General features: G+C 69.4%; 26 protein-coding genes. 23 read left to right on the top strand and 3 right to left on the bottom strand.

Features of this window, described 5'->3' with window-relative positions; genetic code table 11:
- Positions 1–3 precede the first annotated feature (3 nt).
- From ruvX to aroB, 7 genes are read left to right on the top strand one after another with little or no spacing between them, the layout of a single operon-like run.
- Positions 4–522: a Holliday junction resolvase RuvX gene (gene ruvX, locus G6N34_RS12975; protein ID WP_085157502.1), complete on the top strand. Its 519-nt coding sequence runs from the start codon at positions 4–6 to the stop codon at positions 520–522.
- Positions 515–1,759 carry an endolytic transglycosylase MltG gene (mltG, locus tag G6N34_RS12970; protein ID WP_085157503.1) on the top strand — a complete coding sequence of 415 codons (1,245 nt, stop codon included), beginning with the start codon at positions 515–517 and terminating at the stop codon, positions 1,757–1,759. The genes ruvX and mltG overlap by 8 nt, the downstream gene beginning before the upstream one ends.
- A complete protein-coding gene (locus tag G6N34_RS12965) occupies positions 1,749–2,570 on the top strand; it encodes a shikimate dehydrogenase (RefSeq protein WP_234813129.1) in 822 nt (273 codons plus the stop codon). Before mltG ends, G6N34_RS12965 begins: the two co-directional genes overlap by 11 nt.
- A 55-nt stretch (positions 2,571–2,625) precedes the next feature.
- Positions 2,626–3,036: a prepilin peptidase gene (locus G6N34_RS12960; RefSeq protein ID WP_109788702.1), complete on the top strand. Its 411-nt coding sequence runs from the start codon at positions 2,626–2,628 to the stop codon at positions 3,034–3,036.
- Positions 3,037–3,079: 43 nt separating this feature from the next.
- Positions 3,080–4,288: a chorismate synthase gene (gene aroC / locus G6N34_RS12955; protein WP_085157511.1), complete on the top strand. Its 1,209-nt coding sequence runs from the start codon at positions 3,080–3,082 to the stop codon at positions 4,286–4,288.
- Positions 4,289–4,296: 8 nt separating this feature from the next.
- The gene (locus G6N34_RS12950; RefSeq protein WP_085157514.1) at positions 4,297–5,010 is read left to right on the top strand and encodes a shikimate kinase; all 714 of its coding nucleotides are present in this window, start codon (positions 4,297–4,299) and stop codon (positions 5,008–5,010) included.
- Positions 5,007–6,107, top strand: coding sequence for a 3-dehydroquinate synthase (gene aroB / locus G6N34_RS12945; protein ID WP_085157517.1), 1,101 nt, complete (start codon positions 5,007–5,009; stop codon positions 6,105–6,107). Before G6N34_RS12950 ends, aroB begins: the two co-directional genes overlap by 4 nt.
- A gap of 17 nt (positions 6,108–6,124) precedes the next feature.
- Here aroB and G6N34_RS12940 read toward each other — a convergent pair whose 3' ends face one another.
- Positions 6,125–6,724 carry a B-4DMT family transporter gene (locus G6N34_RS12940; protein ID WP_085157520.1) on the bottom strand — a complete coding sequence of 200 codons (600 nt, stop codon included), beginning with the start codon at positions 6,722–6,724 and terminating at the stop codon, positions 6,125–6,127.
- A gap of 33 nt (positions 6,725–6,757) precedes the next feature.
- On the opposite strand from G6N34_RS12940, the gene G6N34_RS12935 reads away from it, so the two are divergent.
- The 10 genes from G6N34_RS12935 to G6N34_RS12890 all read left to right on the top strand — a co-directional run bounded on the left by G6N34_RS12935 (position 6,758) and on the right by G6N34_RS12890 (position 15,658).
- Positions 6,758–7,858, top strand: a complete 1,101-nt coding sequence (locus tag G6N34_RS12935) for a M24 family metallopeptidase (RefSeq protein WP_085157540.1) — start codon at positions 6,758–6,760, stop codon at positions 7,856–7,858.
- A 12-nt stretch (positions 7,859–7,870) separates the two neighbouring features.
- On the top strand, positions 7,871–8,434 hold the full coding sequence (efp, locus tag G6N34_RS12930; protein ID WP_085157543.1) for an elongation factor P: 564 nt from the start codon (positions 7,871–7,873) through the stop codon (positions 8,432–8,434).
- Positions 8,427–8,930, top strand: coding sequence for a transcription antitermination factor NusB (gene nusB, locus G6N34_RS12925; RefSeq protein WP_085157545.1), 504 nt, complete (start codon positions 8,427–8,429; stop codon positions 8,928–8,930). The genes efp and nusB overlap by 8 nt, the downstream gene beginning before the upstream one ends.
- A gap of 77 nt (positions 8,931–9,007) precedes the next feature.
- A complete protein-coding gene (locus tag G6N34_RS12920) occupies positions 9,008–9,220 on the top strand; it encodes an Rv1893 family protein (protein WP_085157547.1) in 213 nt (70 codons plus the stop codon).
- 86 nt (positions 9,221–9,306) lie between these two features.
- Complete coding sequence (locus tag G6N34_RS12915) at positions 9,307–10,299, top strand: isopenicillin N synthase family dioxygenase (RefSeq protein WP_085157549.1); 993 nt, start codon at positions 9,307–9,309, stop codon at positions 10,297–10,299.
- A gap of 62 nt (positions 10,300–10,361) precedes the next feature.
- On the top strand, positions 10,362–11,309 hold the full coding sequence (locus G6N34_RS12910) for a LysR family transcriptional regulator (RefSeq protein ID WP_085157552.1): 948 nt from the start codon (positions 10,362–10,364) through the stop codon (positions 11,307–11,309).
- A 68-nt stretch (positions 11,310–11,377) separates the two neighbouring features.
- Complete coding sequence (locus G6N34_RS12905) at positions 11,378–12,616, top strand: acyl-CoA dehydrogenase family protein (RefSeq protein ID WP_085157554.1); 1,239 nt, start codon at positions 11,378–11,380, stop codon at positions 12,614–12,616.
- A gap of 30 nt (positions 12,617–12,646) precedes the next feature.
- Positions 12,647–13,693: a hypothetical protein gene (locus G6N34_RS12900; protein WP_085157557.1), complete on the top strand. Its 1,047-nt coding sequence runs from the start codon at positions 12,647–12,649 to the stop codon at positions 13,691–13,693.
- An 11-nt stretch (positions 13,694–13,704) separates the two neighbouring features.
- On the top strand, positions 13,705–14,337 hold the full coding sequence (locus G6N34_RS12895) for a GPR1/FUN34/YaaH family transporter (protein ID WP_085157560.1): 633 nt from the start codon (positions 13,705–13,707) through the stop codon (positions 14,335–14,337).
- A 175-nt stretch (positions 14,338–14,512) separates the two neighbouring features.
- Complete coding sequence (locus G6N34_RS12890; protein WP_085157564.1) at positions 14,513–15,658, top strand: acyl-CoA dehydrogenase family protein; 1,146 nt, start codon at positions 14,513–14,515, stop codon at positions 15,656–15,658.
- On the opposite strand, the gene G6N34_RS12885 is transcribed toward G6N34_RS12890, so the two are convergent.
- The gene (locus G6N34_RS12885; RefSeq protein WP_179965829.1) at positions 15,655–16,875 is read right to left on the bottom strand and encodes a serine hydrolase domain-containing protein; all 1,221 of its coding nucleotides are present in this window, start codon (positions 16,873–16,875) and stop codon (positions 15,655–15,657) included. The two genes, G6N34_RS12890 and G6N34_RS12885, sit on opposite strands and share 4 nt — an antisense overlap.
- A 38-nt stretch (positions 16,876–16,913) precedes the next feature.
- Positions 16,914–17,528 carry a class I SAM-dependent methyltransferase gene (locus tag G6N34_RS12880; protein WP_085157567.1) on the bottom strand — a complete coding sequence of 205 codons (615 nt, stop codon included), beginning with the start codon at positions 17,526–17,528 and terminating at the stop codon, positions 16,914–16,916.
- A gap of 95 nt (positions 17,529–17,623) precedes the next feature.
- On the opposite strand from G6N34_RS12880, the gene pyrR reads away from it, so the two are divergent.
- From pyrR to carB, 6 genes are all read left to right on the top strand, one after another.
- On the top strand, positions 17,624–18,196 hold the full coding sequence (pyrR, locus tag G6N34_RS12875; RefSeq protein ID WP_085157570.1) for a bifunctional pyr operon transcriptional regulator/uracil phosphoribosyltransferase PyrR: 573 nt from the start codon (positions 17,624–17,626) through the stop codon (positions 18,194–18,196).
- The gene (locus G6N34_RS12870; protein ID WP_085157573.1) at positions 18,193–19,134 is read left to right on the top strand and encodes an aspartate carbamoyltransferase catalytic subunit; all 942 of its coding nucleotides are present in this window, start codon (positions 18,193–18,195) and stop codon (positions 19,132–19,134) included. Before pyrR ends, G6N34_RS12870 begins: the two co-directional genes overlap by 4 nt.
- The gene (locus G6N34_RS12865) at positions 19,131–20,432 is read left to right on the top strand and encodes a dihydroorotase (protein WP_085157576.1); all 1,302 of its coding nucleotides are present in this window, start codon (positions 19,131–19,133) and stop codon (positions 20,430–20,432) included. Before G6N34_RS12870 ends, G6N34_RS12865 begins: the two co-directional genes overlap by 4 nt.
- Positions 20,429–20,959 carry a PH-like domain-containing protein gene (locus G6N34_RS12860; protein WP_085157579.1) on the top strand — a complete coding sequence of 177 codons (531 nt, stop codon included), beginning with the start codon at positions 20,429–20,431 and terminating at the stop codon, positions 20,957–20,959. The genes G6N34_RS12865 and G6N34_RS12860 overlap by 4 nt, the downstream gene beginning before the upstream one ends.
- Positions 20,956–22,080: a glutamine-hydrolyzing carbamoyl-phosphate synthase small subunit gene (gene carA / locus G6N34_RS12855; RefSeq protein ID WP_085157582.1), complete on the top strand. Its 1,125-nt coding sequence runs from the start codon at positions 20,956–20,958 to the stop codon at positions 22,078–22,080. The genes G6N34_RS12860 and carA overlap by 4 nt, the downstream gene beginning before the upstream one ends.
- Before the next feature lie 88 nt (positions 22,081–22,168).
- On the top strand, positions 22,169–25,510 hold the full coding sequence (gene carB, locus G6N34_RS12850) for a carbamoyl-phosphate synthase large subunit (RefSeq protein ID WP_085157584.1): 3,342 nt from the start codon (positions 22,169–22,171) through the stop codon (positions 25,508–25,510).
- The last annotated feature ends 2 nt before the right edge of the window (positions 25,511–25,512 follow it).

Here is a 25,512-nt window from a genome sequence, read left to right as displayed (position 1 = left end):
GGCGTGGATTCCGACCCGCACCGGCAGCCTGACCGACCCGGCGCCGATGACCCTGGCCGCGGCAGAAGGCTCGGTGTCGATGTGGGGACGGTCCGCATCGGTGTCGCGGTGAGCGATCCGGACGGCATCCTGGCCACACCCGTGGAAACCGTTGCGCGAGACCGCAAGAAGTCGAGCACCAGGCATCTGGCCCGGCTCTGCGCGCTGGCCGCCGAATACGACGTCGTCGAAGTGATCGTCGGGCTGCCGCGCACCCTGGCCGACCGGGCCGGCGCGTCGGCTCAGGACGCCATCGAGGTGGCCGAGGCGTTGAGCAGACGGCTTGCCGACATTCCGGTCCGGATGGCCGACGAACGGCTCACCACAGTCTCGGCCTCCCGGTCGTTGAGGGAGGCCGGCGTGCGCGCCAAAGGACAGCGCAGCGTGATCGATCAGGCCGCCGCGGTGGCAATTCTGCAGGGCTGGTTGGACCAGCGCCGTACAGTACTGGGCAATTCTCAACCCGAGGGGTCGAATGACTGACGATGTGGAACCCGGACGGGCGCAACCGGTCGCAGTCGGGCCACCGCGTCGCCGCATGTCCCGGGCCGCACGCGCGCGGGCCGAACGGCATCGGCGGCACAGGCGATGGGTCTCCGTGCTGACGGTGGCGGTGCTCATCGCGGTGGTGCTCGGCCTCGTGTTCGTCGGATCCAAGCTCTGGCACGGCATGTCGGGCACTCCGGATGACTTCGCGGGCGAGGGTGTCGACGACGTCGTGATCCAGATCCACGAGGGCGACTCGACCACGGCGGTCGGGAAGACCCTGGCCGAGGCCAACGTCGTCGCCACGTCCAAGAGTTTCGTCGACGCCGCCGCGGGCAGCGATGCGATCGCCGCCATTCAGCCCGGCTTCTACCGCGTGCGCACCGAGATTCCGGCTGCCCTGGCCGTCGAGAAGCTCGCCGATCCCAGCAACCGGGTCGGTAAGTTGACCATCCCCGAGGGGCGGCAACTGGACGACATCGCCGACGTCAAGTCCGGTGCCGTGACCGACGGCGTGTTCACCATGATCTCCAAGGCCAGCTGTGTCGATCTCAACGGCGAGCAGAAGTGTGTGCCCGCGGCCGACTTGAAGGCCGCCGCAGGCACCGCGACGCTGACGGAACTGCAGGTGCCGGAATGGGCGGCTGAGCGTGTGACCGCGATGGGTGACGACCACCGCCGCATCGAGGGGCTGATCGCGCCCGGCACCTGGAACGTCGACCCCGACGGGTCCCCGACGAGCATCCTGTCCTCGTTGATCGGCACCAGCACCACGCACTACACCAACCGCGGCCTCATCGAGACCGCCGCCAACCTGCGGATGTCGCCCTACGACGTCCTGGTGGTGGGGTCCCTGGTGCAGAAGGAGTCGACGCCCGAGGACTTCGCCAAGGTCGCCAGGGTGATCTACAACCGCCTCGCCGTGCCTCAGCGCCTCGAGTTCGACTCGACCGTGAACTACTCCCTGGACCGCCAGGAGATCGCCACCACCGATGCGGACCGCGCCACGGTCACCCCGTGGAACACCTACGCGTCGGAGGGTCTGCCCGCCACGCCGGTCGGAGCCCCCGGTGACCCGGCCCTGGAGGCCGCCGAGCACCCCGCGCCCGGCGACTGGCTGTACTTCGTGACGATCGACATGCAGGGCACCACGCTGTTCACCAAGGACTACGAGCAGCATCTCGCCAACATCGAGGTGGCCCAGCGCAACGGTGTCCTCGACAGTGCCCGCTGATCCCGCCGGGGCGCGCCGCGCCGCAGTGCTGGGTTCGCCGATCTCGCACTCGAAGTCACCGCTGCTTCACCTGGCGGCGTATCGCGCGCTCGGCCTGACGGGCTGGACCTACGACCGCATCGAGTGCACGGCCGAACAGTTGCCCGCGTTGGTCGGCGGGTTCGGTCCGGAATGGGTCGGAGTGTCGGTCACCATGCCGGGCAAGTTCGCGGCGCTGGCCTTTGCCGACGAGCGCACCGCGCGTGCGGAACTGGTCGGCTCGGCCAACACCCTGGTACGCACCGAGCGCGGATGGCGCGCCGACAACACCGACGTCGACGGCGTCATCGGGGCGCTGGCCTCGGCGTCGGTGCCCGTGTCGGGAAGTGCGGTCGTGGTCGGCGCGGGCGGCACCGCGCCCGCCGCGCTGGCCGGCCTCGTGCACGCGGGTGCTGAGTCGGTGACGATCGCCGCCCGCAACGCGGAACGGGCCGCCGAGTTGATCGACGTGGCGCAGCGCCTCGGGGTGGTGGCCCGGCACTGCCCGCTGGAGCACCGCGCGCTGGCCGAGGCCGTCGCCGACGCCTCAGTGGTGGTCAGCACCGTTCCCGCCGACGTCGCTGCGACGCACGTCGACGCACTGCGTGGCGCCGCGGCGCTGCTCGACGTGCTGTACGACCCCTGGCCCACCCCGTTGGCGGCCGCGGTCGCCGAGTCCGGTGGGACCGTCGTCAGCGGACTGCAGATGCTGCTGCATCAGGCCTTCGCGCAGGTCGAGCAGTTCACCGGGCGTCCCGCGCCACGCGCGGAGATGGCGGCCGCGCTGCAGTAGCGCCCTGGGGATCGCGGTCCACGAGCGTGCCACTTCGGTGCTTAGCCTGGCCCGCGTGTGGGCGACGGCGATCGTGGTGACGGCCTGGCTCGTGGCGCTCAGCGTCTGGGACCTGCGCACGCACCGACTGCCGAATGCGCTCACACTGCCGCCTGCCGCGGTGATTCTCGTGACCGCGGCCCTTCTCGGACATGGAGGTGCGGCGTTGGCGGGCGCGCTGACCCTGGCCGGTGCGTATCTGGTGGTGCACCTCGTCTCGCCGACGGGACTGGGCGCGGGCGACGTCAAGCTCGCGCTCGGAGTCGGGGCGCTCACGGGAGCCTTCGGGACCGGGGCGTGGGCTCTCGCTGCGGTGGGCGCGCCCGTGCTGACCGTCGTCGGTGCGCTCGCCGTCCGGCGCACCGCGGTGCCGCACGGTCCGGGCATGTGCGCCGCGACGGCGTTGGCGGTGATCGCCGCCGGTTAGGACCAATTACGTCTGCGCGCGCCCACGTGGGAAGATGAGACACGTGTTGCGATGGACTACTGCCGGTGAATCCCATGGCCGTGCACTGGTGGCCGTGATCGAAGGCATGGTCGCCGGAGTGCACGTCACCTCTGCCGACATCGCCGCCCAGTTGGCGCGGCGCCGCCTCGGCTACGGCCGCGGTGCGCGGATGAAGTTCGAGCAGGACCAGGTGAGTGTGCTCGCGGGAGTCCGCCACGGCCTCACCATGGGTGGCCCGGTCGCGGTGGAGATCGGCAACACCGAATGGCCCAAGTGGGAGACGGTCATGGCGGCCGACCCCGTCGACGCGTCCGAACTCGACGTCGCGCGCAACGCGCCGCTGACCCGTCCGCGCCCCGGCCACGCCGACTACGCGGGCATGCTCAAGTACGGCTTCGACGACGCTCGGCCCGTCCTGGAGCGCGCCAGCGCGCGTGAGACCGCGGCCCGGGTGGCCGCAGGCACCGTCGCGCGGGAATTCCTCCGCCAGGCACTGGGCGTCGAGGTGCTCTCCCACGTCATCTCCATCGGTGCGTCGGCGCCCTACACCGGACCGACACCGGAACCGGGTGACCTGGAGGCCATCGACGCCAGTCAGGTGCGCGCGTTCGACGCCGACGCCGAAGCCGCGATGATCGACGAGATCGAGGCCGCCAAGCGCGACGGCGACACGCTCGGCGGCGTCGTCGAGGTCGTGGCCCACGGCCTGCCGATCGGCCTGGGCTCCTTCACCAGCGGCGACAACCGCCTCGACAGCCAGCTTGCGGCGGCCCTGATGGGTATCCAGGCGATCAAGGGCGTCGAGGTCGGTGACGGCTTCGAGACCGCGCGGCGTCGCGGCAGCCAGGCGCACGATGAGATCTACCCGGGCCCCGACGGTGTGGTGCGCTCCACCAACCGCGCCGGAGGACTCGAGGGCGGCATGACCAACGGCCAGCCGCTGCGGGTCCGGGCCGCGATGAAACCCATCTCGACGGTGCCGCGCGCCCTGGCCACGGTCGACATGGCGACGGGTGACGAGGCCGTGGCGATCCACCAGCGCTCGGACGTGTGCGCGGTGCCCGCCGCCGGTGTCGTCGCCGAGACGATGGTGGCGCTGGTGCTCGCGCGCGCGGTGCTCGACAAGTTCGGTGGGGACTCGCTGACCGAGACCCGCCGCAACATCGACTCCTATCTGAAGGCCGTGGCCGAGCGCGAACCCACCGCGTCACAGACGGTCGCGTCGGGCTAGGCGCGACGATGGCTCCCAAGGCCGTGCTGGTCGGCATGCCGGGTTCGGGCAAATCGACCATCGGGCGACGCCTGGCCAAGGCGATGGGGCTGCCGCTGTTGGACACCGACGTCAAGATCGTCGAGACCACGGGTAAGGAGATCCCCGAGATCTTCGCCGAGGGCGGTGAGGCCGAGTTCCGCCGCATCGAGGAGGAGGTCGTCAGGGCCGCGCTTGCCGAGCACGACGGCATCGTGTCGCTGGGCGGCGGGGCCGTCACCACCCCCGGCGTCCGCGACGCGTTGGTGGGGCACACGGTCGTCTATCTGGAGATCAGTGCCGCAGAAGGGGTTCGGCGCACCACGCAGGGCGCGGTGCGGCCACTGCTCGAAGGCGGTGACCCGGCCGAGAAGTACCGCAAGCTGATGGCCGACCGCGTTCCGCTGTACCGGCGGGTGGCCACCATCCGGATCAACACCAACCGCCGCAATCCGGGTGCCGTCGTGCGGCATCTTGCGGCCAGGTTGGAGGAGCCCGATACGGATCGCTCCGCACGTTCCAACCGCCGCAGGCGCCGTCCCCCGTGGCGGCTGTCCAACGGCGGTTCGGCCAAGCCGGGCAACGGATCCGGCGACGCCACCACATCCCCGAAGGCCCCCGAGACCCCCAGTCCGCCCACCGGGCCAGTCACGCCGGCGACACCCGCCGCGCTGGCTGCCCGCCGCACCGAGGTTCGTGAATGAGCGACAGCACACCCGTCCCCGCACCCGTCACCATCGAGGTGGCGACCGACCCGGCGTACCCGGTCATCATCGGCACCGGCCTGCTCGGTGAGTTGGGTGAGCAGTTGGCCGGCACCCACAAGGTCGCCATCCTGCATCAGCCCACCCTGGCGCAGACCGCCGAGGCCGTTCGAAGCCACTTGGCGGACAAGGGAATCGACGCCCACCGCATCGAGATCCCCGACGCCGAGGGCGGCAAGGAACTGCCGGTCGTGGGCTTCATCTGGGAGGTGCTGGGCCGCATCGGCATCGGCCGTAAGGACGCCGTGGTCAGCCTCGGCGGGGGAGCGGCCACCGATGTGGCGGGCTTCGCCGCGGCCACCTGGCTGCGTGGCGTGGACATCGTGCACATTCCGACCACCCTGCTGGGCATGGTCGACGCCGCCGTGGGCGGTAAGACCGGCATCAACACCGATGCCGGCAAGAACCTCGTCGGTGCGTTCCACCAACCGCGCGCGGTGCTGGTCGATCTGGCGACGCTGCAGACGCTGCCGCCCAACGAGCTCGTCGCAGGCATGGCCGAGATCGTCAAGGCCGGCTTCATCGCCGACCCGGTGATCCTCGACCTCATCGAAGCCGACCCGGCCGCGGCCGTCGACCCGGGCGGTGACGTGCTGCCCGAACTGATCCGCCGCGCCATCGCGGTCAAGGCCGAGGTGGTGGCCGCCGACGAGAAGGAGTCGGCGCTGCGCGAGATCCTCAACTACGGCCACACTTTGGCGCACGCGATCGAACGTCGCGAGCGGTACCGCTGGCGCCACGGCGCCGCGGTGTCGGTGGGGTTGGTGTTCGCCGCCGAACTCGGCCGGTTGGCCGGACGCCTCGACGACGAGACCGCCGATCGGCATCGCACGGTGCTGGAGGCGCTGGGCCTGCCGGTCAGCTACGACGCCGACGCGCTCCCGCAACTGCTCGAGTACATGGCCGGCGACAAGAAGAACCGGGCCGGCGTGCTGCGGTTCGTCGTGCTCGACGGGCTGGCCAAGCCGGGACGGCTCGAGGGACCCGATCCCGCCCTGCTGGCGGCGGCCTACTCCGAGGTCGCCCGCGGGGCCTGAGCCCCGGGCCGACCCGCTCAGTCCCTGGGACGGTCCTTGTCCGGGCTGACGGTCTCGGTGTCCCGCTCGGCGACCGCGACAGACGAGGTCTGCTGTTCGGTCTGCGCCGCGGCGCCTTCGTCGTCGCGGACCGCGGCGAACACGTCGGTGTCGGTGCGGGACTCCTCGAGGCTGTGCGTCTTGCGCTGCACAGGCGGGGCCTTCCGGTCGACGAGCCAGCGGCCGACGGCCACCGCGGTGATCGACGGCAGGAACACCAGGAGCGCCGTGAACGCGGCGAACGTCGTCAGTTCGTTGATCAGCCCGCCCACGTACAGCGCGGGGTACAGCAGCGACAGCAGCCAGCACACCGCCCCGGACAACAGGCCCGCAACCAGACCGGCGACCAGCCAGGTCATCGCGAGGTCGTTGCGGCGGTCCGGATCGGGGTTGGCGCGCGCGTCGAAGCGTCCGTCGGCGAAGCCCCAGAGCAGAGCGATGAGCCCGAACACCGCAAGCGCCACGACGCTGATCAACAACGCCTGCGTCTCGAACTGATTGATCAGGGTGCCCTGCACCAGACGGACCACGACCATCAGCGCTGCGAACACCAGTCCGCGCAACAACCACTTGCTCATGGGGAGTCAGCGTAGCGAGTACCGTGATGCGGCGTGACACATTCCCAGCGCCGTGACAGGTTGTGTGCTTCGTTACAGTCCGCGGATCTGGACGCGATGCTGGTCAGCGACCTCAACAACGTCCGGTACCTCTCGGGGTTCAGCGGGTCGAACGCGGCGCTGCTGGTCTACGCCGACGGACGGACCGCCGTGTTGGCCACCGACGGGCGCTATCGCACCCAGGCGGCCAAGCAGGCCCCGGACGTCGAGGTGGTCATCGAACGCGCCTGCGGGCGGTGCCTGGCACTGCGCGCAGCCACCGACGGCGTGCGCCGTCTCGGGTTCGAGGGGCATGTGCTGACGGTCGATGCGTTCGACGTGCTGTCCCGAACGCTGGTCGACCATGCGAGCACGGATCTGGTGCGGGCTTCGGGTGCCGTCGAATCGCTGCGGGAGGTCAAGGACGCCGGTGAGGTGGCCCTGCTGCGGTTGGCGTGCGAGGCCGCCGACGCGGCCCTGGCCGATCTGATCGAGCGCGGGGGACTGCGACCTGGGCGCACCGAGAAGCAGGTGCGCAACGACCTCGAGGCGTTGATGTTCGATCACGGCGCCGACGGCGTGTCGTTCGAGACGATCGTCGCCGCGGGTGTGAACTCCGCCATTCCACACCACCGCCCCACCGAAACCGTCCTGGCCGCAGGCGATTTCGTCAAAATTGACTTCGGCGCACTGGTGGCCGGCTATCACTCGGACATGACCCGGACCTTTGTGTTGGGGCACGCCGCCGACTGGCAGCGCGAAATCTACGACCTGGTGGCGGCCGCGCAGCGCGCCGGACGGCACGCGCTGGCTCCCGGCGTCGCGCTGTCGGACGTCGACGCCGCTTCTCGGCAGATCATCGTCGACGCAGGCTACGGCGACACCTTCAGCCACGGCCTCGGACACGGCGTCGGACTGCAGATCCATGAAGCGCCGGGAATCAATGCCAGCGCCGCCGGTACACTGCTTGCTGGCTCGGCGGTGACCGTGGAGCCTGGTGTCTACTTGCCCGATCGCGGCGGTGTCCGCATCGAGGACACGCTTGTGGTCGGGGAGGCGGACGCTCCCGAACTGCTTACGCGGTTCCCCAAGGAACTGCACATTCTCCCGATTTAAGGAGCACCGACCGTGGCATCGACTGCCGACTTCAAGAACGGCCTCGTCCTCAACATTGACGGACAGCTGTGGCAGATCATCGAATTCCAGCACGTCAAGCCAGGTAAGGGTCCGGCCTTCGTCCGCACCAAGCTCAAGAACGTGCTGTCCGGCAAGGTCGTCGACAAGACGTACAACGCGGGTGTGAAGGTCGAGACCGCCACCGTCGACCGCCGCGACGCCACCTACCTGTACCGCGACGGCAGCGACTTCGTGTTCATGGACTCCGAGGACTACGAGCAGCACCCGCTGTCCGAGGCGCTGGTCGGTCGGCTCGCGGACTTCCTGCTGGAGAGCATGCCGGTGCAGATCGCGTTCCACGACGGCGTGCCGCTGTACCTGGAGCTGCCGGTGTCGGTCGAACTCGTGGTGACCCACACCGAGCCGGGCCTGCAGGGTGACCGCTCCAGCGCGGGCACCAAGCCGGCGACCGTGGAGACCGGTGCCGAGCTGCAGGTGCCGCTGTTCATCAACACCGGTGACAAGCTCAAGGTCGACACCCGCGACGGAAGTTACCTGGGCCGCGTGAATGGCTGACAGCAGGCTGAACAAGGCTTCCAAGCCGGTCAAGGGCAGGCATCAGGCCCGCAAGCGCGCGGTCGACCTGCTCTTTGAGGCTGAGGCGCGCGGGCTGACACCCGCCGAGATCGCCGACGCGCGGGCCGAGCTCGCGCGAGTGAAACCAGAAATCGATCCCGTTGCGCCGTACACCTACACCGTGGCGCGCGGGGTCACCGAGCACGCCGCGCACGTCGACGACCTGATCAGTTCGCATCTGCAGGGCTGGACGCTGGAACGTCTGCCTGCGGTGGACCGCGCGATCCTCCGGGTCGCGGTGTGGGAACTGCTGCACGCCGAGGACGTTCCGGAACCGGTGGCCGTCGACGAGGCCGTCGAGTTGGCCAAGGAGCTGTCCACCGACGATTCGCCGGGCTTCGTCAACGGCGTGCTCGGGCAGATCATGTTGGTGACGCCGCAGATCCGCGCTGCCGCGGAAGCCGTGCGGTCGACGGGCCCCGACGACGAGGTCTGAGGCTGGCGGTCGCGGCGCCGATCTGGTTACGTCTGCAGCATCTGTCGTACGGACACCTCAGCGAAAGGCGGCCTGTGATGGGCTTCAACCCCAAGGATGCAGTGGACTCCGCACGGGACATCGCGACCTACGCGGTGGACATGTCGAGCGACATCGTGGACAACTCCGTCGAGATCCTCAAGGGCAACATCTCCGAGGGGGTGGGCAACATCGTGCAGGACTCGCTCGACATCGCCGGCCACACCTTCGCCAAGGTCAAGGAGATCGTGACGGGCCCCGACGCCGAGTGAGGGCGGGCGTGCAGAGATTCTGCACAGGCCTCAAGACGCCCTGAACCGCGCTGGCATCCCGGCGGCGCACCCCGCATGCTGGTGGCGTGCTGCCCATCCTCGACCTTGAACACGCCGGCTCCGACTCCGCGGGATTCCGCACCGCACTTCGGGAGGCCGCGCACGAGTTCGGCTTCTTCTACCTGACCGGACACGGCGTCCGGCGCGAGCAGTGCCAGGAGGTGCTCTCCCTCGCGCGGCAGTTCTTCGCGCTGCCGGCCGCGGCCAAGGATGAGATCAGCCAGTTGAAGAGTCCGCAGTTCCGCGGCTACTCGCGCCTGGGCGGCGAACTGACCAACGGCACCGTCGACTGGCGCGAGCAGATCGACATCGGCCCCGAACGGGCCGTCATCCCCGACGCGCAGGGTTACTGGCGCCTGCAGGGCCCGAACCTGTGGCCCTCCGCGCTTCCTGCGCTGCGCCCGGCGTTTGAACGATGGAGTGCGGCGATGTCCGAGGTGGGCCTGCGCCTGCTGAGGCACTGGGCGGTGTCCCTCGGTGCTGCGGAGGACGTGTTTGACGACGCGTTCTCGACGCTGCCGGCCACGCTGATCAAGGTGGTCCGCTACCCGGGCACTCTCGACACCACGCAGGGTGTGGGTGCGCACAAGGACTCCGGTGTGCTGACGCTGCTGCTGCTCGAACCGGATTCGGCGGGCCTGCAGGTGCAGCTGAGCCCCGGTCGCTGGGTCGACGTGCCCCCGGTTGAGGACGCGTTCGTGGTCAACACCGGGGAACTGCTGGAGGTCGCCAGCGGCGGCTACCTGCGCGCCACGCAGCACCGGGTGCTGGCCCCCGCCCCGGGCACCGACCGAGTGTCGATCCCGTTCTTCCTGAACCCCGCACTGGACGCCCAGGTGCCGATCATCGAGCTGCCACCCGAATTGGCCTCAGCGTCAAGGGGAGTGGAGCTCGACCCGGCCAACCCCATCTTCAACACCTACGGCGAGAACGCGTGGAAGTCCCGCACCCGGGCGCACCCGGACGTCGCCGAACTCCACCACGGCATCACGGCCACCGGTCCGGCGCGCGCGTACTGACTCTTTGCCTCCGCCTGATCGCAATACTGGGAACCTGGCCCCGCGCTTCATACATTGAGTCGGTGTTCGACGTCCGCAGGCTCGTGGTCTTCCGTGAGGTCGTCCGCACCGGATCACTGTCAGCGGCCGCGGCGGCGTTGAGCTACACCACATCTGCGGTGTCCCAGCAGATCGCCGCCCTGGAACGCGAGGTCGGTGTCGCGCTGCTGGTGCGGGGCCCGTCGGGTGCGCGGCCGACCCCCGCCGGGCGCCGCCTGCTCGAGCACACCACCACCCTCCTGGCCGCCATCGAACGCGCGGAACGGGACCTGTCCGGACCGGACTCGACCGAGACGCTTCGGGTGGCGTCGTTCTCCACCGCGGCCGCCGCGATCCTGCCCGCGGCGCTGTCTCAACTGCGCGCGGCGCACCCGGGCCTGCGTCCCACACTGGTGGGCGCCGACCCGGACGAGGGTGTGGCACTGCTGAACCGGGGTGAGGTCGACGCGGCACTGGTCACGGAGGTGCCCGGCGAACGTCCGCTGTATCCGGGCGTGGTCACGGTCCCGGTGTACGACGACGAGTTCTACGTCGTGCTGCCGAGGCGGCATCGGCTGGCCGGCCATAACGAGGTGGCGTTGGCCGACCTCGCCGGCGAGGACTGGGTGGTCAGCTCGGCCACCGGCACCTGCCCCGACACCAAGGTCTTCCAGAATGCCTGTCGCAGTTCTGGTTTCACCCCTTCGGTGACCTTCCGGCCGGAGGACTACTCCACGGTGCAGGGCCTGGTCGCGGCGAATCTTGGGGTGTCGCTGGTGCCGTCCCTGGCGGCGGCGCAGGCCCGCAACAACGTCGCGCTGCGACGGGTCGCCGGACCTCGTCCCATCCGGCGCATCTCGATGGCCACGGCCGAGCAGCCATGTCGGGACTCGGCGCTTGCGACGCTGGTCACCCTGGTGCAGGCGGTCGGTGTGCGGTTGGCCAACGATGCGGCCTACAGCGTTCCTGCACGCCCCTTCAGCGTCGCTTGATCGGCCTTCCCGGCGGTCGTTGCGCTCCCTAGCCTTTGTTGCATCACCAACACAAGGAGCGAAAAGTCATGACTGTCACTGAAGTTCACCCTGCTGCGCAGAGAATCGACGGTGTCGAGGAGGCGCTGCGGGTGGCGCATGAGGTCGCCGCGGAGGTGGCCGCGGGTGCGGTGCAGCGTGAACTCGACGGCGTCTGGCCCACCGAGGCGCTCGCCCTGGTGGCGGGGTCGGGGCTGCTGTCGGTGATCGTGCCGGTCGCGCATGGCGGCCCGGGCCTGCCGCGCGCCACTGCGGTGGAGGTGCTGCGGATCCTGTCGGCTGCGGACTCCGCGGTGGGGCAGTTGTTGTTGTCGCACTTCGTGCTTTCGGCGGCGATCGAGGGGCTCGGCGACCAGCAGCCAGCCACCGGAATCTACGCAGACATCTTGGCCGGCGCCCAGTTGGGCAACGCGACGGTCGAGCGCGGCACCCGGACGTCGCAGGACCGGCTCACCACCGTCGCGCGGCGTGACGACGGCACGTGGGTGCTCAACGGCACGAAGTACTACGCCACCGGCACACTCGGCGCCACCTGGATCGCCGTGGCCGCGCGCATCCCCGACACCGACCCCGCGCACGGTGCCACCGTGTTCGTGCGGCCCGACGCCCCCGGCGTCACGCTGAACCTGGATCGCTGGTCGTCGTTCGGGCAGCGCGGCACCGCCAGCGGTGAGGTGGTGTTCGACAACGTCGTGGTCGACGCCGCGTTCGTGCTCGACGAGGGGCCCGATCCGGATCCCGTGACGGCCGCCCCCTCGGTGCTCGGTGCCTTCGACCAGGCCCTGCACACCGCGGTCGACGTGGGCATCGCCCGCGCCGCACTGGAGGACGGCGCCCAGTTCGTCCGCACCAAGAGCCGGCCGTGGTTCGAGGCCGGTGTCGACAATGCCGCCGACGAACCTCACGTGATCCGCCGCTTCGGTGAGCTCACGGCCCGGTTGTACGCGCTGGAGGCGCTGCTGGAACGCGGTGCTGCGCTGGTCGACAAGGCACTGGCCGAGCCCGAGCTGACCCGGGAGGCGGCCGCCGCGGCGTCGCTGAACGTGGCCGCCGCCAAGGCGCTGGCCCAGGAGTTCGCGGTCGAGATCGCCAGCGGTGTACTGGAACTCGCCGGATCGTCGGCGACCGACCGCAAGCACGCACTGGACCGGCACTGGCGCAACGTCCGAGTCCATTCGCTGCACGACCCGGCCCGGTGGAAGTACGTCCACCTGGGCAATCACACCCTGCACGGCACCAAACCGCCCCGCCTGGGCGTCCTGCTCTGAATTCACGTTTGAACAAAGGAGTTTTCACCGATGTCCGGTTTCTATCTCACAGGCAGTATCAACGTGCCGACCGTCGAGGACGCGTTCGCGCTCGTCGGCTCGCGGCTTCAACCCGGCGCGACCAGGGTGCCCGACGGCGAACCCGGTGACCGCGCCAACTGGGTGCTCACGCAGTCCGATCTGTTCCTGAACAACCCGACGCTCGAGGTCGTGGACGGCAAGGTGCGCACCAAGCCGGGGACACCCGTGAAGTTCGGTGATGTCGACTACCACAGCACCGCGGTGCAGTCCTACGCGAAGTTCGTCGTGGCGCGCGACAACGGTGTGCTGGCGCCGGAATCGCGTTTCCTGGTGTCGATCCCGACACCGTTCAACGCGGCCAACTTCTTCGTCGAGTTCGACTCCCAGGCCGAGGTCGCGCTGGCCTACGAGCAGGGGCTGCGGGAGAGCGTCGAGGCCCTGCAGCAGCAGATCCCGGCGCAGGACCTGGCCATCCAGTGGGACCTGCCGATCGAACTTGCGACGCTCGAGGGCTGGTTCCCCAACCCGTACGCGGGTCCGGAGGCAATCTTCGCCGCGACAGCCCGCCTGGCCGACTGGGTGCACGACGACGCGCACCTGACGTTCCACCTGTGCTACGGCGACTCGAAGTTCGGCGCCTCGCCGTTCATGGGTGATCCGCCGGACGCCGAGGCCGCCGCCCGCGGTGGCAGGCACATCCTGCCGCGGGACGCGTCGACCATCGTCACGCTGGCCAACGGACTGTCCCGTCATGTGCGGCGCCGGATCGACGCGTTCCAGGCCGCGACGGTGGCCGCGTGGAACCGACGGGCGCACTGGCGACCGCTGGCCGAGTTGGCCATCGAACCGGACACCGAGTTTTACCTGGGTCTCCTGCACGCCGAGGACGGCGCCGAGGGGGCCCGTCAGCGTGCCGCGCTGGCCGCCGAATTCCTGCCGGAATTCGGCATCTCCACCGAGTGCGGGCTGGGCCGGCACTCGGCGGAACAACTGGAAGCGGTGCTGGTGGGGTGGCAGGACTACGCCGTCTCCCGTCAGCCTGCACTCACCGGATAGAGGGGGACGATATGACAGACACCTTGGATCGCGAACTGGGTACTATCAGGGCGGAGGAGGCCGCAGAACCCACTGCGGCACAGGGCAATCCGGGACTTCTCGGACTGCCGCTCACGCTGGCCGGGGCGGTCGGGCTGGGTTTCACCAACACCGGCATCGTGTCGGCGGCCGCGGCACCCGTGCCGATCCTCCTGTCGGCCACGGCGGTCGGCCTGCTGCTCACGACGATCTGGGCGGCCGCACTCGGGCAGAACGTCAACGCCACGGTGTACGGCGTGTTCTTCGGGTTCTACGGCAGCTTCGCGGTGCTCTCGCTGGGCCAGACACACAACTGGTTCGGCATTGCGCCGGAGGCCGCCGCGCAGACCACCGCGCTGTGGCTGGGCAGTTGGCTGCTGGTGATCGGGCTGCTGACCGTGCTGACGCTGCGGTTGCCCTGGACGTACCCGGCGCTGTTCGCGGTGGTCGACGTGGCGTTGGTGCTTCTGCTGATCGGCACGCTGACCGGCAGTTCGGCCGCGACCGTCGCCGGCGGGTGGTTCGTGTTCCTGTTCGTGGCGTTCGTCGTGTACTTCTACGTCGCCGCGCTGTGGGAGGAGACGGGCGGGCGGGCGCTGCCGCTGGGCAGGCCGCTGCTCAGCTGACGCCTTTCGACCAGGCCCATGCACTCAGGCGCCAGGTGTGCTCGACCCGGCGCAGTGCCACTGTGAACTGCGCCGGTCTGGGTGACCCTGCTGGTGGTCGGGATGCGTTGTCCGAGCGCACCCACCACCACGCCGAACCAATTTCCATACCTTTAGGTATGGTAGCGTCGCCCGCATGACACTGCTCACCGATGAGTTCGTGACCGCACTCGGCGAACGCGCGGCCGAGGCCGAGGATCTGCGCAAGGTCCCGTACCAGACCATTGCCGACTTCCGTGCCTCGGGACTGGCGACCCTGCTGCTGCCCAAACGCTACGGGGGCCTGCAGGCGGACTTTCCCGCAATCCTCGACCCCATCAGGCGGATGGCACACGGATGTGCCTCCAGCGCATGGACATTGGGGTTCTACATATTGCACAACTGGATGCTGGCCCTGTTCGACGAACGTGCGCAGGACGAGGTCTTCGCCGACGGGCCGGTGCTGTGCCCCGCGCCGTTGGCGCCGACCGGGCGAGGCGAACCGGCAGACGGCGGAGTCCGGATCACGGGACGGTGGTCATGGGCGACGGGCGTGATGGCCGCCGACTGGATCATGGTGGGTGCACTGTGCGGTGAGGGCGCCGATCTGTTCCCCGCACTGGCCCTGCTGCCGATGTCCGACGCGGAGGTCGTCGACGTCTGGCACACCGCGGGCATGCGGGCCACCGGATCCAACGACGTCGTCGTCACCGACGTCTTTGTGCCGCAGCACCGCCTGGTCAAGGTGTTCGACGTCTACCGGGGCACCGCGCCGGGGGCGGGCCTGCACGACGCCGACACCTACCGGTGGCCGCTGGTTCCGGCGCTGTCGCTGGTGGCCGCCATGCCGGCCTTCGGTGCGGCCGAGGCGGTGGTGGACGCCTTTGCCGCCCGCCTGAGCGAACGCGTGCTGGCGTATTCCGGTGTGGCGCAGAAGGATCAGCCCTCGGCGCAGATCCGGCTGGGGGACGCGCGAGTGCGCCTCGCGGCGCTGCGTGGCCTGCTCGACCACACCACGACCCGCATTCAGGCGTTGGTGGTCGCAGGTGAGCCGGTGTCGCGCACCGAACGCGCCGCAGCCCGGTCCGCCGCCGCGCACATCGTGCACGAGTCCCGTGCGGTGATCGCCGACCTGCTCGAATCCTCAGGTGCCAGCGCACAGTTTCTGGCCAATCCGCTGCAGCGGGCCAAACGCGACGTCGACGTGATCTGCGGGCACGTCGTGTTCGACTACGACGTCAGCCGAGAACTGGCCGGGGCCACCGAGATCGGCGCCAAGGTCAGCCCGATCGCGATGATCTAGAGGTCCAGCGCCTTGTAGGTGCGGCGGACGAACCGCGGTTGTGCGGTGCGCAGCGCGGCCAGCGAGGTGTTGCCGGCCACGGCCGAGGCCGCGACGTCGGGGGACAGGTCGGGCGCATTCTGGATCAGGTAGATCAGGATCAGATCTGCGGCCGGATCGGCCTGCCACCACGTGCCGTACGCACCCGGCCAGGTGAACGACCCCACGCCGCCCGGCCCGAACAGCGGCGCGGACTTGGCCTCATCGGTGACCACCGACAGGTTCAGCCCGAACCCGCGGCCCACCCAGTACGGCATGCCCAGGAACGGGATCTTCTTCTGCGCCTCGGTCAGCTGGTCGGTGCGCATCGCCCGCACCGACGCCTCGGAGAGGACACGTGTGCCGTCGAGCGCGCCGTTGTGCAGAAGCATGCGCGCGAACTTCAGGTAGTCGTCGACCGTCGACCACAGCCCCGCGCCACCCTGGCAGAACGGCGGCGCGGCAATGGGCGCCGGTCCCATGACGTCGTGCTTCAACGTGTTCGTGGCGTCAAGCTGGTACATCGTCGCCGCGCGCCGGCGCGACTCGGGGGAGAGGAAGAAGCCGGTGTCGGTCATGCCCAGCGGTTCGAAGATGCGCTCGGACAGGATCTCGTGCAGCGGCTTGCCCTCGATCCGCGACAGCACGATGCCCAGTACGTCGGTGGCGTGGCTGTAGGTCAGCTGCTCGCCGGGTTGGTGCACGAGCGGCAGTTCGGCCAACTCGGCCAGCCAGCGGTCCTGGTCCTGGCGCATCGGAAGCCGGGCGTAGGCACGGGCGACCGGGCCGGGCACCGAGAACTGGTAGGCCAGCCCGCTGCGGTGCGTCATCAGATCGTCGATCGTGATGGGGTGCCGGGCGGGCACGGTGTTCTCCAGCGCGCCGCGTACCTCGGTCAGCACGCGCATGTCGGAAAACTCCGGCAGCCACCGCGTGACGGGATCGCGCAGGGACAGTCGGCCCTCGTCGACCAGGCACATGGCGGCCGCGATGGTCACGGGCTTGGTCATCGACGCGATCCGGAACACGGTGTCGCGCTGCATCGGCAGGTTGGCGTCGATGTCGCGATAACCGACCTCGTTGACCTGCAGCACTTCTCCGCGCTGCCAGACCAGGGTCACCGCCCCGGCCAACAGACCCGCATCACAGGCCTCGCGAATGGAGGCGGCATTGCCGTCGAGGTTCACCACGCGGTTCAGGCTACTGGTCTCACACTGCTGGGCTCAGGCGACCGGGCTCAGGCTATTGGGCCACGATGCGCGCGCACTGACCACATGATCGCGGTCTCGCCCTCGTCGATCGGCATGGTGACCGTATCCAGCGAGGCGACGTGCCAACCTGCGTCCTGCAGCGTGCGGAGCAGCGTCTGCTCGGAGACCATCGGCCGCGGCCACTCCCCGGCTTCGGCGTTGGCGTCGGAGAACGCACTCAGCAGCAGGGGCGCGCCGGGCCGGGTGGCGTGGTGCACGGCGCGGGCGTAGTCGGCCTTGGCGTCGTCGTCGATGCAGTGATAGCAGCCGCTGTCGACGACGGTGTCGAACGCGCCCGCGTGACCGTCGAGATTCGTGGCGTCTGCCACACCGAAGGTGACCTCCACACCGGCGTCGCGGGCGCGCTCCTCGGCTGTGGCGATCGCGGTCGGGGCGAAGTCCAAGCCCGTCACGCGGTGCCCCTGCTGCGCCAGATAAATGGCGTTGTCTCCCAGGCCACAGCCGATGTCGAGCACCTCACCGTGCACCAGTCCGGCCTCGTGCCAGGCGATGACGTTCTCCTTCGGACCGTGGGTGTCCCACGGGGCAGGAACACCGCTGCGATAGAGCGCTTCGAAGTCGTCGATCGGGCTTCCCGTCATTTAGTCGAGGATACTTACGGCTGCTAAGCTGCCCGGCAGTTCGACATCCTTTAACGGACCGTCCAGAGAGGCGGAGAAGGAGGTCAGGTTCACTCGTGGGCTCTGAAGACATTGACCGGGAACTGATGTCCCCCGCGGACGTCAGTCGCACCGTCTCTCGCATCGCCCATCAGATCATCGAGAAGACCGCGCTCGACGGCGCCGACGCGCCTCGCGTGGTTCTTCTGGGAATCCCCACCCGCGGCGTCATCCTGGCGTCCCGCCTGGCTCGCAACATCGCCGAGTTCTCCGGCGTGCAGGTGGCCACCGGCGCCCTCGACATCACGCTCTACCGCGACGACCTGAACACCAAGCCGCCCCGCCCCCTGGAGGACACCTCGATCCCGGAGGGCGGCATCGACGGGGCCCTCGTGATCCTGGTCGACGACGTCCTGTACTCCGGGCGCTCGGTGCGCTCGGCGCTCGACGCCCTGCGCGACATCGGCCGCCCCCGGGCGGTGCAGTTGGCGGTACTGGTCGACCGCGGGCACCGCGAACTGCCGATCCGCGCCGACTACGTCGGCAAGAACGTGCCCACCTCGCGCGCCGAGAACGTCAAGGTACGCCTGGTGGAACAGGACGGCGAGGACGGCGTGAAGATCGCCCCGTACGGAGGACCCACAAGGTGAAACACCTGCTGACCGCGTCCGACCTGACTCGTGACGAGGCCACCGCGATCCTCGACGACGCCGACCGCTTCAGCCAGGCGCTGCTGGGCCGCGAGGTCAAGAAGCTGCCGACGCTGCGCGGACGCACCGTCATCACGATGTTCTACGAGAACTCCACGCGCACCCGGGTGTCCTTCGAGGTCGCCGGCAAGTGGATGAGCGCCGACGTGATCAACGTCAGTTCGTCGGGGTCGTCGGTGGCCAAGGGCGAGTCCCTGCGGGACACCGCGTTGACGCTGCGGGCCGCCGGGGCCGACGCCCTGATCATCCGGCACCCCGCCTCGGGTGCCGCGCAGCAGTTGGCCGAGTGGACAGCGAGCGCTGACGGCGGCCCGTCGGTCATCAACGCCGGTGACGGCACGCACGAACATCCCACCCAGGCGCTGCTGGACGCGCTGACGCTGCGCCAGCGCCTCGGTGACATCGAGGGCCGTCGGGTGGTGATCGTCGGCGACATCCTGCACAGCCGGGTGGCCAGGTCCAACGTCATGCTGTTGAACACGCTCGGCGCCGAGGTGGTGCTGGTGGCGCCGCCGACGCTGCTGCCGGTCGGGGTGGCTGACTGGCCGGTCACGGTGTCACACGATCTGGACGCCGAACTGCCCGTCGCCGACGCGGTGCTGATGCTGCGCGTGCAGGCCGAGCGGATGACCGGCGGGTTCTTCCCGTCGGCGCGCGAGTACTCGGTGCTCTACGGGCTCTCGGAACGCCGCCAGGCGCTGCTGCCCGGACACGCAGTGGTGCTGCACCCGGGCCCGATGCTGCGCGGCATGGAGATCGCCTCGGCGGTCGCTGACTCGTCGCAGTCGGCTGTGCTGCAACAGGTTTCCAATGGTGTGCATGTGCGGATGGCGGTGCTGTTCCACCTGCTGGTGGGTGCTGAGGAAGTGGTCGCGTGAGCGTGTTGATTCGAGGAGTCCGGCTCTACGGCGAGGGTGATGCGGTGGACGTGCTGGTCAAAGACGGCCAGATCGCCGAGATCGCGCCGAGCCTGCCCGCCGACGGCGAGACCACGGTGATCGACGCGACGGGGCAGGTGCTGCTGCCCGGCTTGGTCGACCTGCACACACACCTGCGTGAGCCGGGCCGCGAGGACACTGAGACCATCGAAACCGGTTCGGCCGCAGCCGCATTGGGTGGGTACACCGCGGTCTTCGCGATGGCCAACACCAACCCGGTGGCCGACTCGCCCGTGGTCACCGACCACGTCTGGCACCGTGGCCAGCAGGTCGGCCTGGTCGACGTGCACCCGGTGGGTGCGGTCACCGTCGGCCTGGCGGGCACGCAGTTGACCGAGATGGCGATGATGGCCAACGGCGCCGGTCAGGTCCGGATGTTCTCCGACGACGGCAAGTGCGTGCACGACCCGTTGGTGATGCGGCGTGCACTGGAGTACGCCAAGGGACTGGGCGTGCTGATCGCCCAGCACGCCGAGGAACCCCGCCTGACCGTGGGCGCCGTGGCCCATGAGGGCCCCAACGCCGCGCGCCTGGGCCTGGCCGGATGGCCGCGTTCGGCCGAGGAGTCCATCGTCGCCCGCGACGCGATCCTGGCCCGCGACGCCGGCGCCCGGGTGCACATCTGTCACGCCTCCACGGCCGGTACCGTCGAGATCCTCAAATGGGCCAAGGCGCAGGGCATCTCGATCACCGCCGAGGTCACTCCGCACCATCTGCTGCTCGACGACACCAGGCTGGCGAGCTACGACGGCGTCAACCGTGTCAACCCGCCGCTGCGCGAGGCCTCCGATGCCCAGGCCCTGCGGCAGGCCCTGGCCGACGGTGTGATCGACTGCGTCGCCACCGATCACGCCCCGCACGCCGAACACGAGAAGTGCTGCGAGTTCTCGGTCGCCCGCCCCGGCATGCTCGGGCTTGAGACGGCACTGTCGGTGGTGGCCGAGACCATGGTCGCCTCGGGCCTGCTGACCTGGCGCGGCGTCGCCGAGGTGATGAGCGAGAACCCCGCCCGCATCGCGGGACTGCCCGATCAGGGCCGGCCCCTTGAGGTCGGCGAACCGGCGAACCTCACGGTCGTCGACCCCGAGCGCACCTGGACCGTGGCCGGCGCCGAGATGGCGAGCAAGTCAGCCAACACTCCGTACGAGGAGATGACGCTGCCTGCCGTGGTGACCGCGACGCTTCTGCGCGGAAAGGTCACCGCGCTGCGGGGACATGTGGGCGAGGTGCAGAAATGAACACCCCCACGCTGATGAGCTCGCTGGTCTTCGCGGCCGTGGTCGCGGCGCTCATCGCGTTCCTCATCCACCTCGTGCTGCGGGGCTGGCGCCGCCGCGCCGAACGGCAGGTCGCGTTGATCGGCCAGATGCCGGGCCTGCCCGAAACCGTCGGGCCCGCGCTGATCCCGGGCATCAAGGGCCTCTATGTCGGCAGCACTTTCGCGCCGAGTTGGCAGGACCGCATTGCGGTGGGGGATCTGGGGTACCGCGCGAAGGCGGTGCTCACGCGCTACCCCGAAGGCGTGATGGTGCAGCGCAGCGGGGCGACGCCGATCTGGATCCCCGACGAATCGATCGTCGCGATCCGCACTGAACGCGGCATCGCAGGCAAGGCCATGACCCACGACGGGATCCTGGCCATCCGATGGCGCCTGGCCTCGGGCACCGAGATCGACACCGGATTCCGCGCCGACGACCGTCGGCAGTACGCGGAGTGGGTGTCGGGCGGAACAGACGGAGAATCAAGCGGAGCGGAGGTCGCATGACCGACAACAGGGCAGTTCTGGTGCTCGAGGACGGCCGGGTCTTCACCGGCACGTCGTTCGGGGCCGTCGGCCAGACTTTGGGTGAGGCGGTGTTCTCCACCGGGATGTCGGGTTATCAGGAGACCCTGACCGACCCGAGCTACCACCGGCAGATCGTGGTCGCGACCGCGCCGCAGATCGGCAACACGGGCTGGAACGACGAGGACGGTGAAAGTCGCGGCGACAAGATCTGGGTCGCCGGATACGCCGTGCGTGACCCGTCGCCGCGCGCGTCGAACTGGCGCGCCACCGGAACCCTCGACGACGAACTGGTCCGGCAGAACATCGTCGGCATCGCCGGCATCGACACCCGCGCCGTGGTGCGACACCTGCGCACCCGCGGGTCGATGAAGGCCGGCATCTTCTCCGGTCCGGCCCTGGCCGGCGTCGACGAGTTGGTCTCCCGCGTGACTTCTCAGGCCTCGATGCTGGGCGCCGATCTGGCGGGCGAGGTCAGCACGGACGCGGGCTATGTGGTCGAACCTGAAGGTGGGCACCGCTTCACGGTCGCCGCGCTGGACCTGGGCATCAAGACCAACACGCCCCGCAACTTCGCGGCCCGCGGGATCCGCAGCCACGTGCTGCCGTCCTCGGCGACCTTCGAGCAGATCGCCGATCTCAAGCCGGACGGCGTGTTCTTGTCCAACGGCCCGGGTGACCCCGCGACCGCCGACCACGTCGTCGCGGTGACCCGCGAGGTGCTCGGCGCCGGGATCCCGCTGTTCGGCATCTGCTTCGGAAACCAGATCCTGGGCCGGGCGCTGGGCCGATCGACCTACAAGATGACCTTCGGACACCGGGGCATCAACATCCCGGTGATCGACCACATCACCGGCCGGGTCGCGATCACGGCGCAGAATCACGGCTTCGCGCTCGAGGGCGAGGCCGGCGAGGAGTTCGACACCCCGTTCGGCACCGGCGTCGTCAGCCACACCTGCGCCAACGACGGTGTCGTGGAGGGCATCCGGCTGGCCAACGGCCGGGCGTTCTCGGTGCAGTACCACCCCGAGGCCGCTGCGGGTCCGCGCGATGCGGAGTACCTGTTCGACCAGTTCCTCGACCTCTTGGCGGGGGAGAAGTGACCTCAAGCTCCGCGAGCGACCACATCTGTACGCCCGTGACGGCGTGTCGGCGCACCGACACGCCCGCTCGCGGTGAAGGGAAGAACTAATGCCACGCCGCACTGATCTCAAGCACATCCTGGTGATCGGGTCAGGCCCGATCGTGATCGGCCAGGCCTGCGAGTTCGACTACTCGGGCACCCAGGCCTGCCGCGTGCTGCGTGCCGAGGGTCTGCAGGTCAGTCTGATCAACTCCAACCCGGCCACCATCATGACCGACCCGGAGTACGCCGACCACACCTACGTGGAGCCCATCACCGCCGACTTCGTGGAGAAGATCTTCGCCCAGCAGGCGGAGCGCGGGAACAAGATCGACGCCGTGCTGGCCACCCTGGGTGGGCAGACCGCACTGAACACCGCGGTCGCGCTGCACGACGCCGGCATCCTGGAGCGCTACGGCGTGGAGATGATCGGCGCCGACTTCGACGCCATCCAGCGCGGCGAGGACCGGCAGAAGTTCAAGGACATCGTCGCGAAGGTCGGCGGTGAATCCGCCCGCAGCCGAGTCTGTTACACCATGGACGAGGTCCGCGACACCGTGGCCGATCTGGGCCTGCCGGTCGTCGTGCGGCCGTCGTTCACCATGGGCGGGCTCGGTTCGGGCATGGCCTACACGGCCGAGGACGTCGAGCGGATGGCCGGTGACGGACTGTCCGCCTCACCGACGGCCAACGTGCTCATCGAGGAGTCCATCTACGGCTGGAAGGAATTCGAGCTCGAGCTGATGCGCGACCACCACGACAACGTGGTGGTGGTCTGCTCGATCGAGAACTTCGACCCGATGGGCGTGCACACCGGCGACTCGGTGACCGTCGCCCCGGCGATGACGCTGACCGACCGCGAATACCAGACCATGCGTGACCTCGGCATCGCGATCCTGCGCGAGGTCGGCGTGGACACCGGCGGCTGCAACATCCAGTTCGCGATCAACCCCAAGGACGGGCGTTTGATCGTCATCGAGATGAACCCGCGGGTGTCCCGGTCCAGCGCGCTGGCCTCCAAGGCGACCGGTTTCCCGATCGCCAAGATCGCCGCCAAGCTGGCCATCGGCTACACCCTGGACGAGATCGTCAACGACATCACCAAGGAAACCCCGGCCTGCTTCGAGCCGACCCTGGACTACGTCGTGGTGAAGGCCCCGCGGTTCGCCTTCGAGAAGTTCCCCGGCGCCGACGGCACGCTGACCACCACCATGAAGTCGGTGGGCGAGGCGATGTCGTTGGGCCGCAACTTCATCGAGGCGCTCGGCAAGGTGATGCGTTCGCTGGAGACCAAGCGCACCGGCTTCTGGACCCGCCCGGACCGCGACGCCACCCTCGCCGAACTGCTGACCGCTCTGCGCACCGCCACCGACGGCCGGATCTACGACATCGAGCAGGCACTGCGCCTGGGCGGCACCGTCGAACAGGTTGCCGAGGCCTCCGGGGTGGACCCCTGGTTCGTCGAGCAGATCGCCACCCTGGTGGACCTGCGCGCCGAACTGGTCGACGCCCCGGTGCTGGACGAGAGACTGCTGCGGCACGCCAAGCACAGCGGGCTGTCCGACGGGCAGATCGCCGCGCTGCGTCCCGAGCTGGCCGGCGAGGCCGGCGTGCGGACGCTGCGCGAGCGGCTGGGCATCCACCCGGTGTACAAGACCGTCGACACCTGCGCCGCCGAGTTCGAGGCCCGCACGCCGTACCACTACAGCAGCTACGAGCTGGATCCGGCGGCCGAGACCGAGGTCGCCCCGCAGACCGAGAAGCCCAAGGTGCTGATCCTGGGCTCGGGCCCGAACCGGATCGGTCAGGGCATCGAATTCGACTACAGCTGTGTGCATGCCGCCACCACGCTGAGTGCGGCCGGGTTCGAGACCATCATGGTCAACTGCAACCCGGAGACCGTGTCGACCGACTACGACACCGCCGACCGGCTGTACTTCGAGCCGCTGACCTTCGAGGACGTGCTGGAGGTCTACCACGCCGAGCAGGCCTCCGGCGCGGGCGGACCGGGTGTGGTGGGCGTCATCGTGCAGCTCGGCGGGCAGACCCCGCTGGGGCTGGCCGACAAGCTGGAGCGCGCCGGGGTGCCGATCGTGGGCACCAAGCCCGAGGCCATCGACCTGGCCGAGGACCGCGGTCTGTTCGGTGAGGTGCTGATGAACGCCGGGCTGCCCGCGCCCCGGTTCGGCACCGCCACCAGCTTCGAGCAGGCCCGCCGCATCGCCGCCGACATCGGCTACCCGGTGCTGGTGCGCCCGTCCTACGTGCTCGGCGGACGCGGCATGGAGATCGTCTACGACGAGGAGACCCTGCAGGGCTACATCACCCGGGCCACCGAGCTGTCCCCGGAGCATCCGGTGCTGGTCGACCGGTTCCTGGAGGACGCCATCGAGATCGACGTCGACGCGCTGTGCGACGGCAGCGAGGTCTACATCGGCGGCGTGATGGAGCACATCGAGGAGGCCGGCATCCACTCCGGCGACTCGGCCTGCGCCCTGCCGCCGGTCACGCTGGGCCGCACCGACATCGAGAAGGTCCGTTCGGCCACCGAGGCGCTGGCGCACGGCATCGGCGTGGTCGGCCTGCTCAACGTGCAGTACGCGCTCAAGGACGACATCCTCTACGTGCTGGAGGCGAACCCCCGGGCCAGCCGCACCGTGCCGTTCGTCTCCAAGGCGACCGCCATCCCGCTGGCCAAGGCGTGCTCCCGGATCATGCTGGGCGCGACCATCGCCCAGCTCCGGGAGGAGGGCGTGCTGGCCGCCGAGGGCGACGGTGCAACCGTGTCCCCGGCCGCGCCGATCGCGGTCAAGGAGGCCGTGCTGCCCTTCCACCGGTTCCGCAAGGCCGATGGCTCGCAGGTGGATTCGCTGCTCGGACCGGAGATGAAGTCCACCGGTGAAGTGATGGGCATCGACCGCGACTTCGGCACCGCGTTCGCCAAGAGCCAGACCGCGGCCTACGGATCGCTGCCGGCCTCGGGCACGGTGTTCGTGTCGGTGGCCAACCGGGACAAGCGCTCGCTGGTGTTCCCGGTGAAACGCCTCGCCGACCTCGGCTTCCGCGTCCTGGCCACCGAGGGCACCGCGGAGATGCTGCGCCGCAACGGGATTCCGTGCGAGGTGGTGCGCAAGCACTTCGAGTCGCCGAGCTCGGAACGTCCCGCCATGTCGGCGGTCGACGCGATCCGCGCCGGGGAGGTCAACATGGTGATCAACACGCCGTACGGCAACTCCGGACCGCGCGTCGACGGCTACGAGATCCGGGCCGCCGCAGTGCAGATGAACATTCCGTGCGTGACGACGGTGCAGGGCGCGTCCGCCGCGGTGCAGGGCATCGAGGCCGGCATCCGCGGTGACATCGGGGTGCGGTCGCTGCAGGAACTGCACGCCGCACTGGACGGACACTGACG

The sequence above is a fragment of the Mycolicibacterium confluentis genome (genome assembly GCF_010729895.1).
Lineage (GTDB): Bacteria > Actinomycetota > Actinomycetes > Mycobacteriales > Mycobacteriaceae > Mycobacterium > Mycobacterium confluentis.
The sequence above is the reverse complement of the archived record's forward strand: the minus strand, read 5'-3'. Positions and strand labels throughout refer to the sequence as shown.

Excerpts from the sequence above, each read along its gene's own strand:
- mltG (WP_085157503.1), top strand. The coding sequence starts at position 515 with ATGACTGACGATGTGGAACCCGGACGGGCGCAACCGGTCGCAGTCGGG.
- G6N34_RS12950 (WP_085157514.1), top strand. The coding sequence starts at position 4,297 with ATGGCTCCCAAGGCCGTGCTGGTCGGCATGCCGGGTTCGGGCAAATCG.
- aroB (WP_085157517.1), top strand. The coding sequence starts at position 5,007 with ATGAGCGACAGCACACCCGTCCCCGCACCCGTCACCATCGAGGTGGCG.
- G6N34_RS12940 (WP_085157520.1), bottom strand. The coding sequence starts at position 6,724 with ATGAGCAAGTGGTTGTTGCGCGGACTGGTGTTCGCAGCGCTGATGGTC.
- nusB (WP_085157545.1), top strand. The coding sequence starts at position 8,427 with ATGGCTGACAGCAGGCTGAACAAGGCTTCCAAGCCGGTCAAGGGCAGG.
- G6N34_RS12920 (WP_085157547.1), top strand. The coding sequence starts at position 9,008 with ATGGGCTTCAACCCCAAGGATGCAGTGGACTCCGCACGGGACATCGCG.
- G6N34_RS12905 (WP_085157554.1), top strand. The coding sequence starts at position 11,378 with ATGACTGTCACTGAAGTTCACCCTGCTGCGCAGAGAATCGACGGTGTC.
- G6N34_RS12900 (WP_085157557.1), top strand. The coding sequence starts at position 12,647 with ATGTCCGGTTTCTATCTCACAGGCAGTATCAACGTGCCGACCGTCGAG.
- G6N34_RS12895 (WP_085157560.1), top strand. The coding sequence starts at position 13,705 with ATGACAGACACCTTGGATCGCGAACTGGGTACTATCAGGGCGGAGGAG.
- G6N34_RS12890 (WP_085157564.1), top strand. The coding sequence starts at position 14,513 with ATGACACTGCTCACCGATGAGTTCGTGACCGCACTCGGCGAACGCGCG.
- G6N34_RS12880 (WP_085157567.1), bottom strand. The coding sequence starts at position 17,528 with ATGACGGGAAGCCCGATCGACGACTTCGAAGCGCTCTATCGCAGCGGT.
- G6N34_RS12860 (WP_085157579.1), top strand. The coding sequence starts at position 20,429 with ATGAACACCCCCACGCTGATGAGCTCGCTGGTCTTCGCGGCCGTGGTC.
- carA (WP_085157582.1), top strand. The coding sequence starts at position 20,956 with ATGACCGACAACAGGGCAGTTCTGGTGCTCGAGGACGGCCGGGTCTTC.
- carB (WP_085157584.1), top strand. The coding sequence starts at position 22,169 with ATGCCACGCCGCACTGATCTCAAGCACATCCTGGTGATCGGGTCAGGC.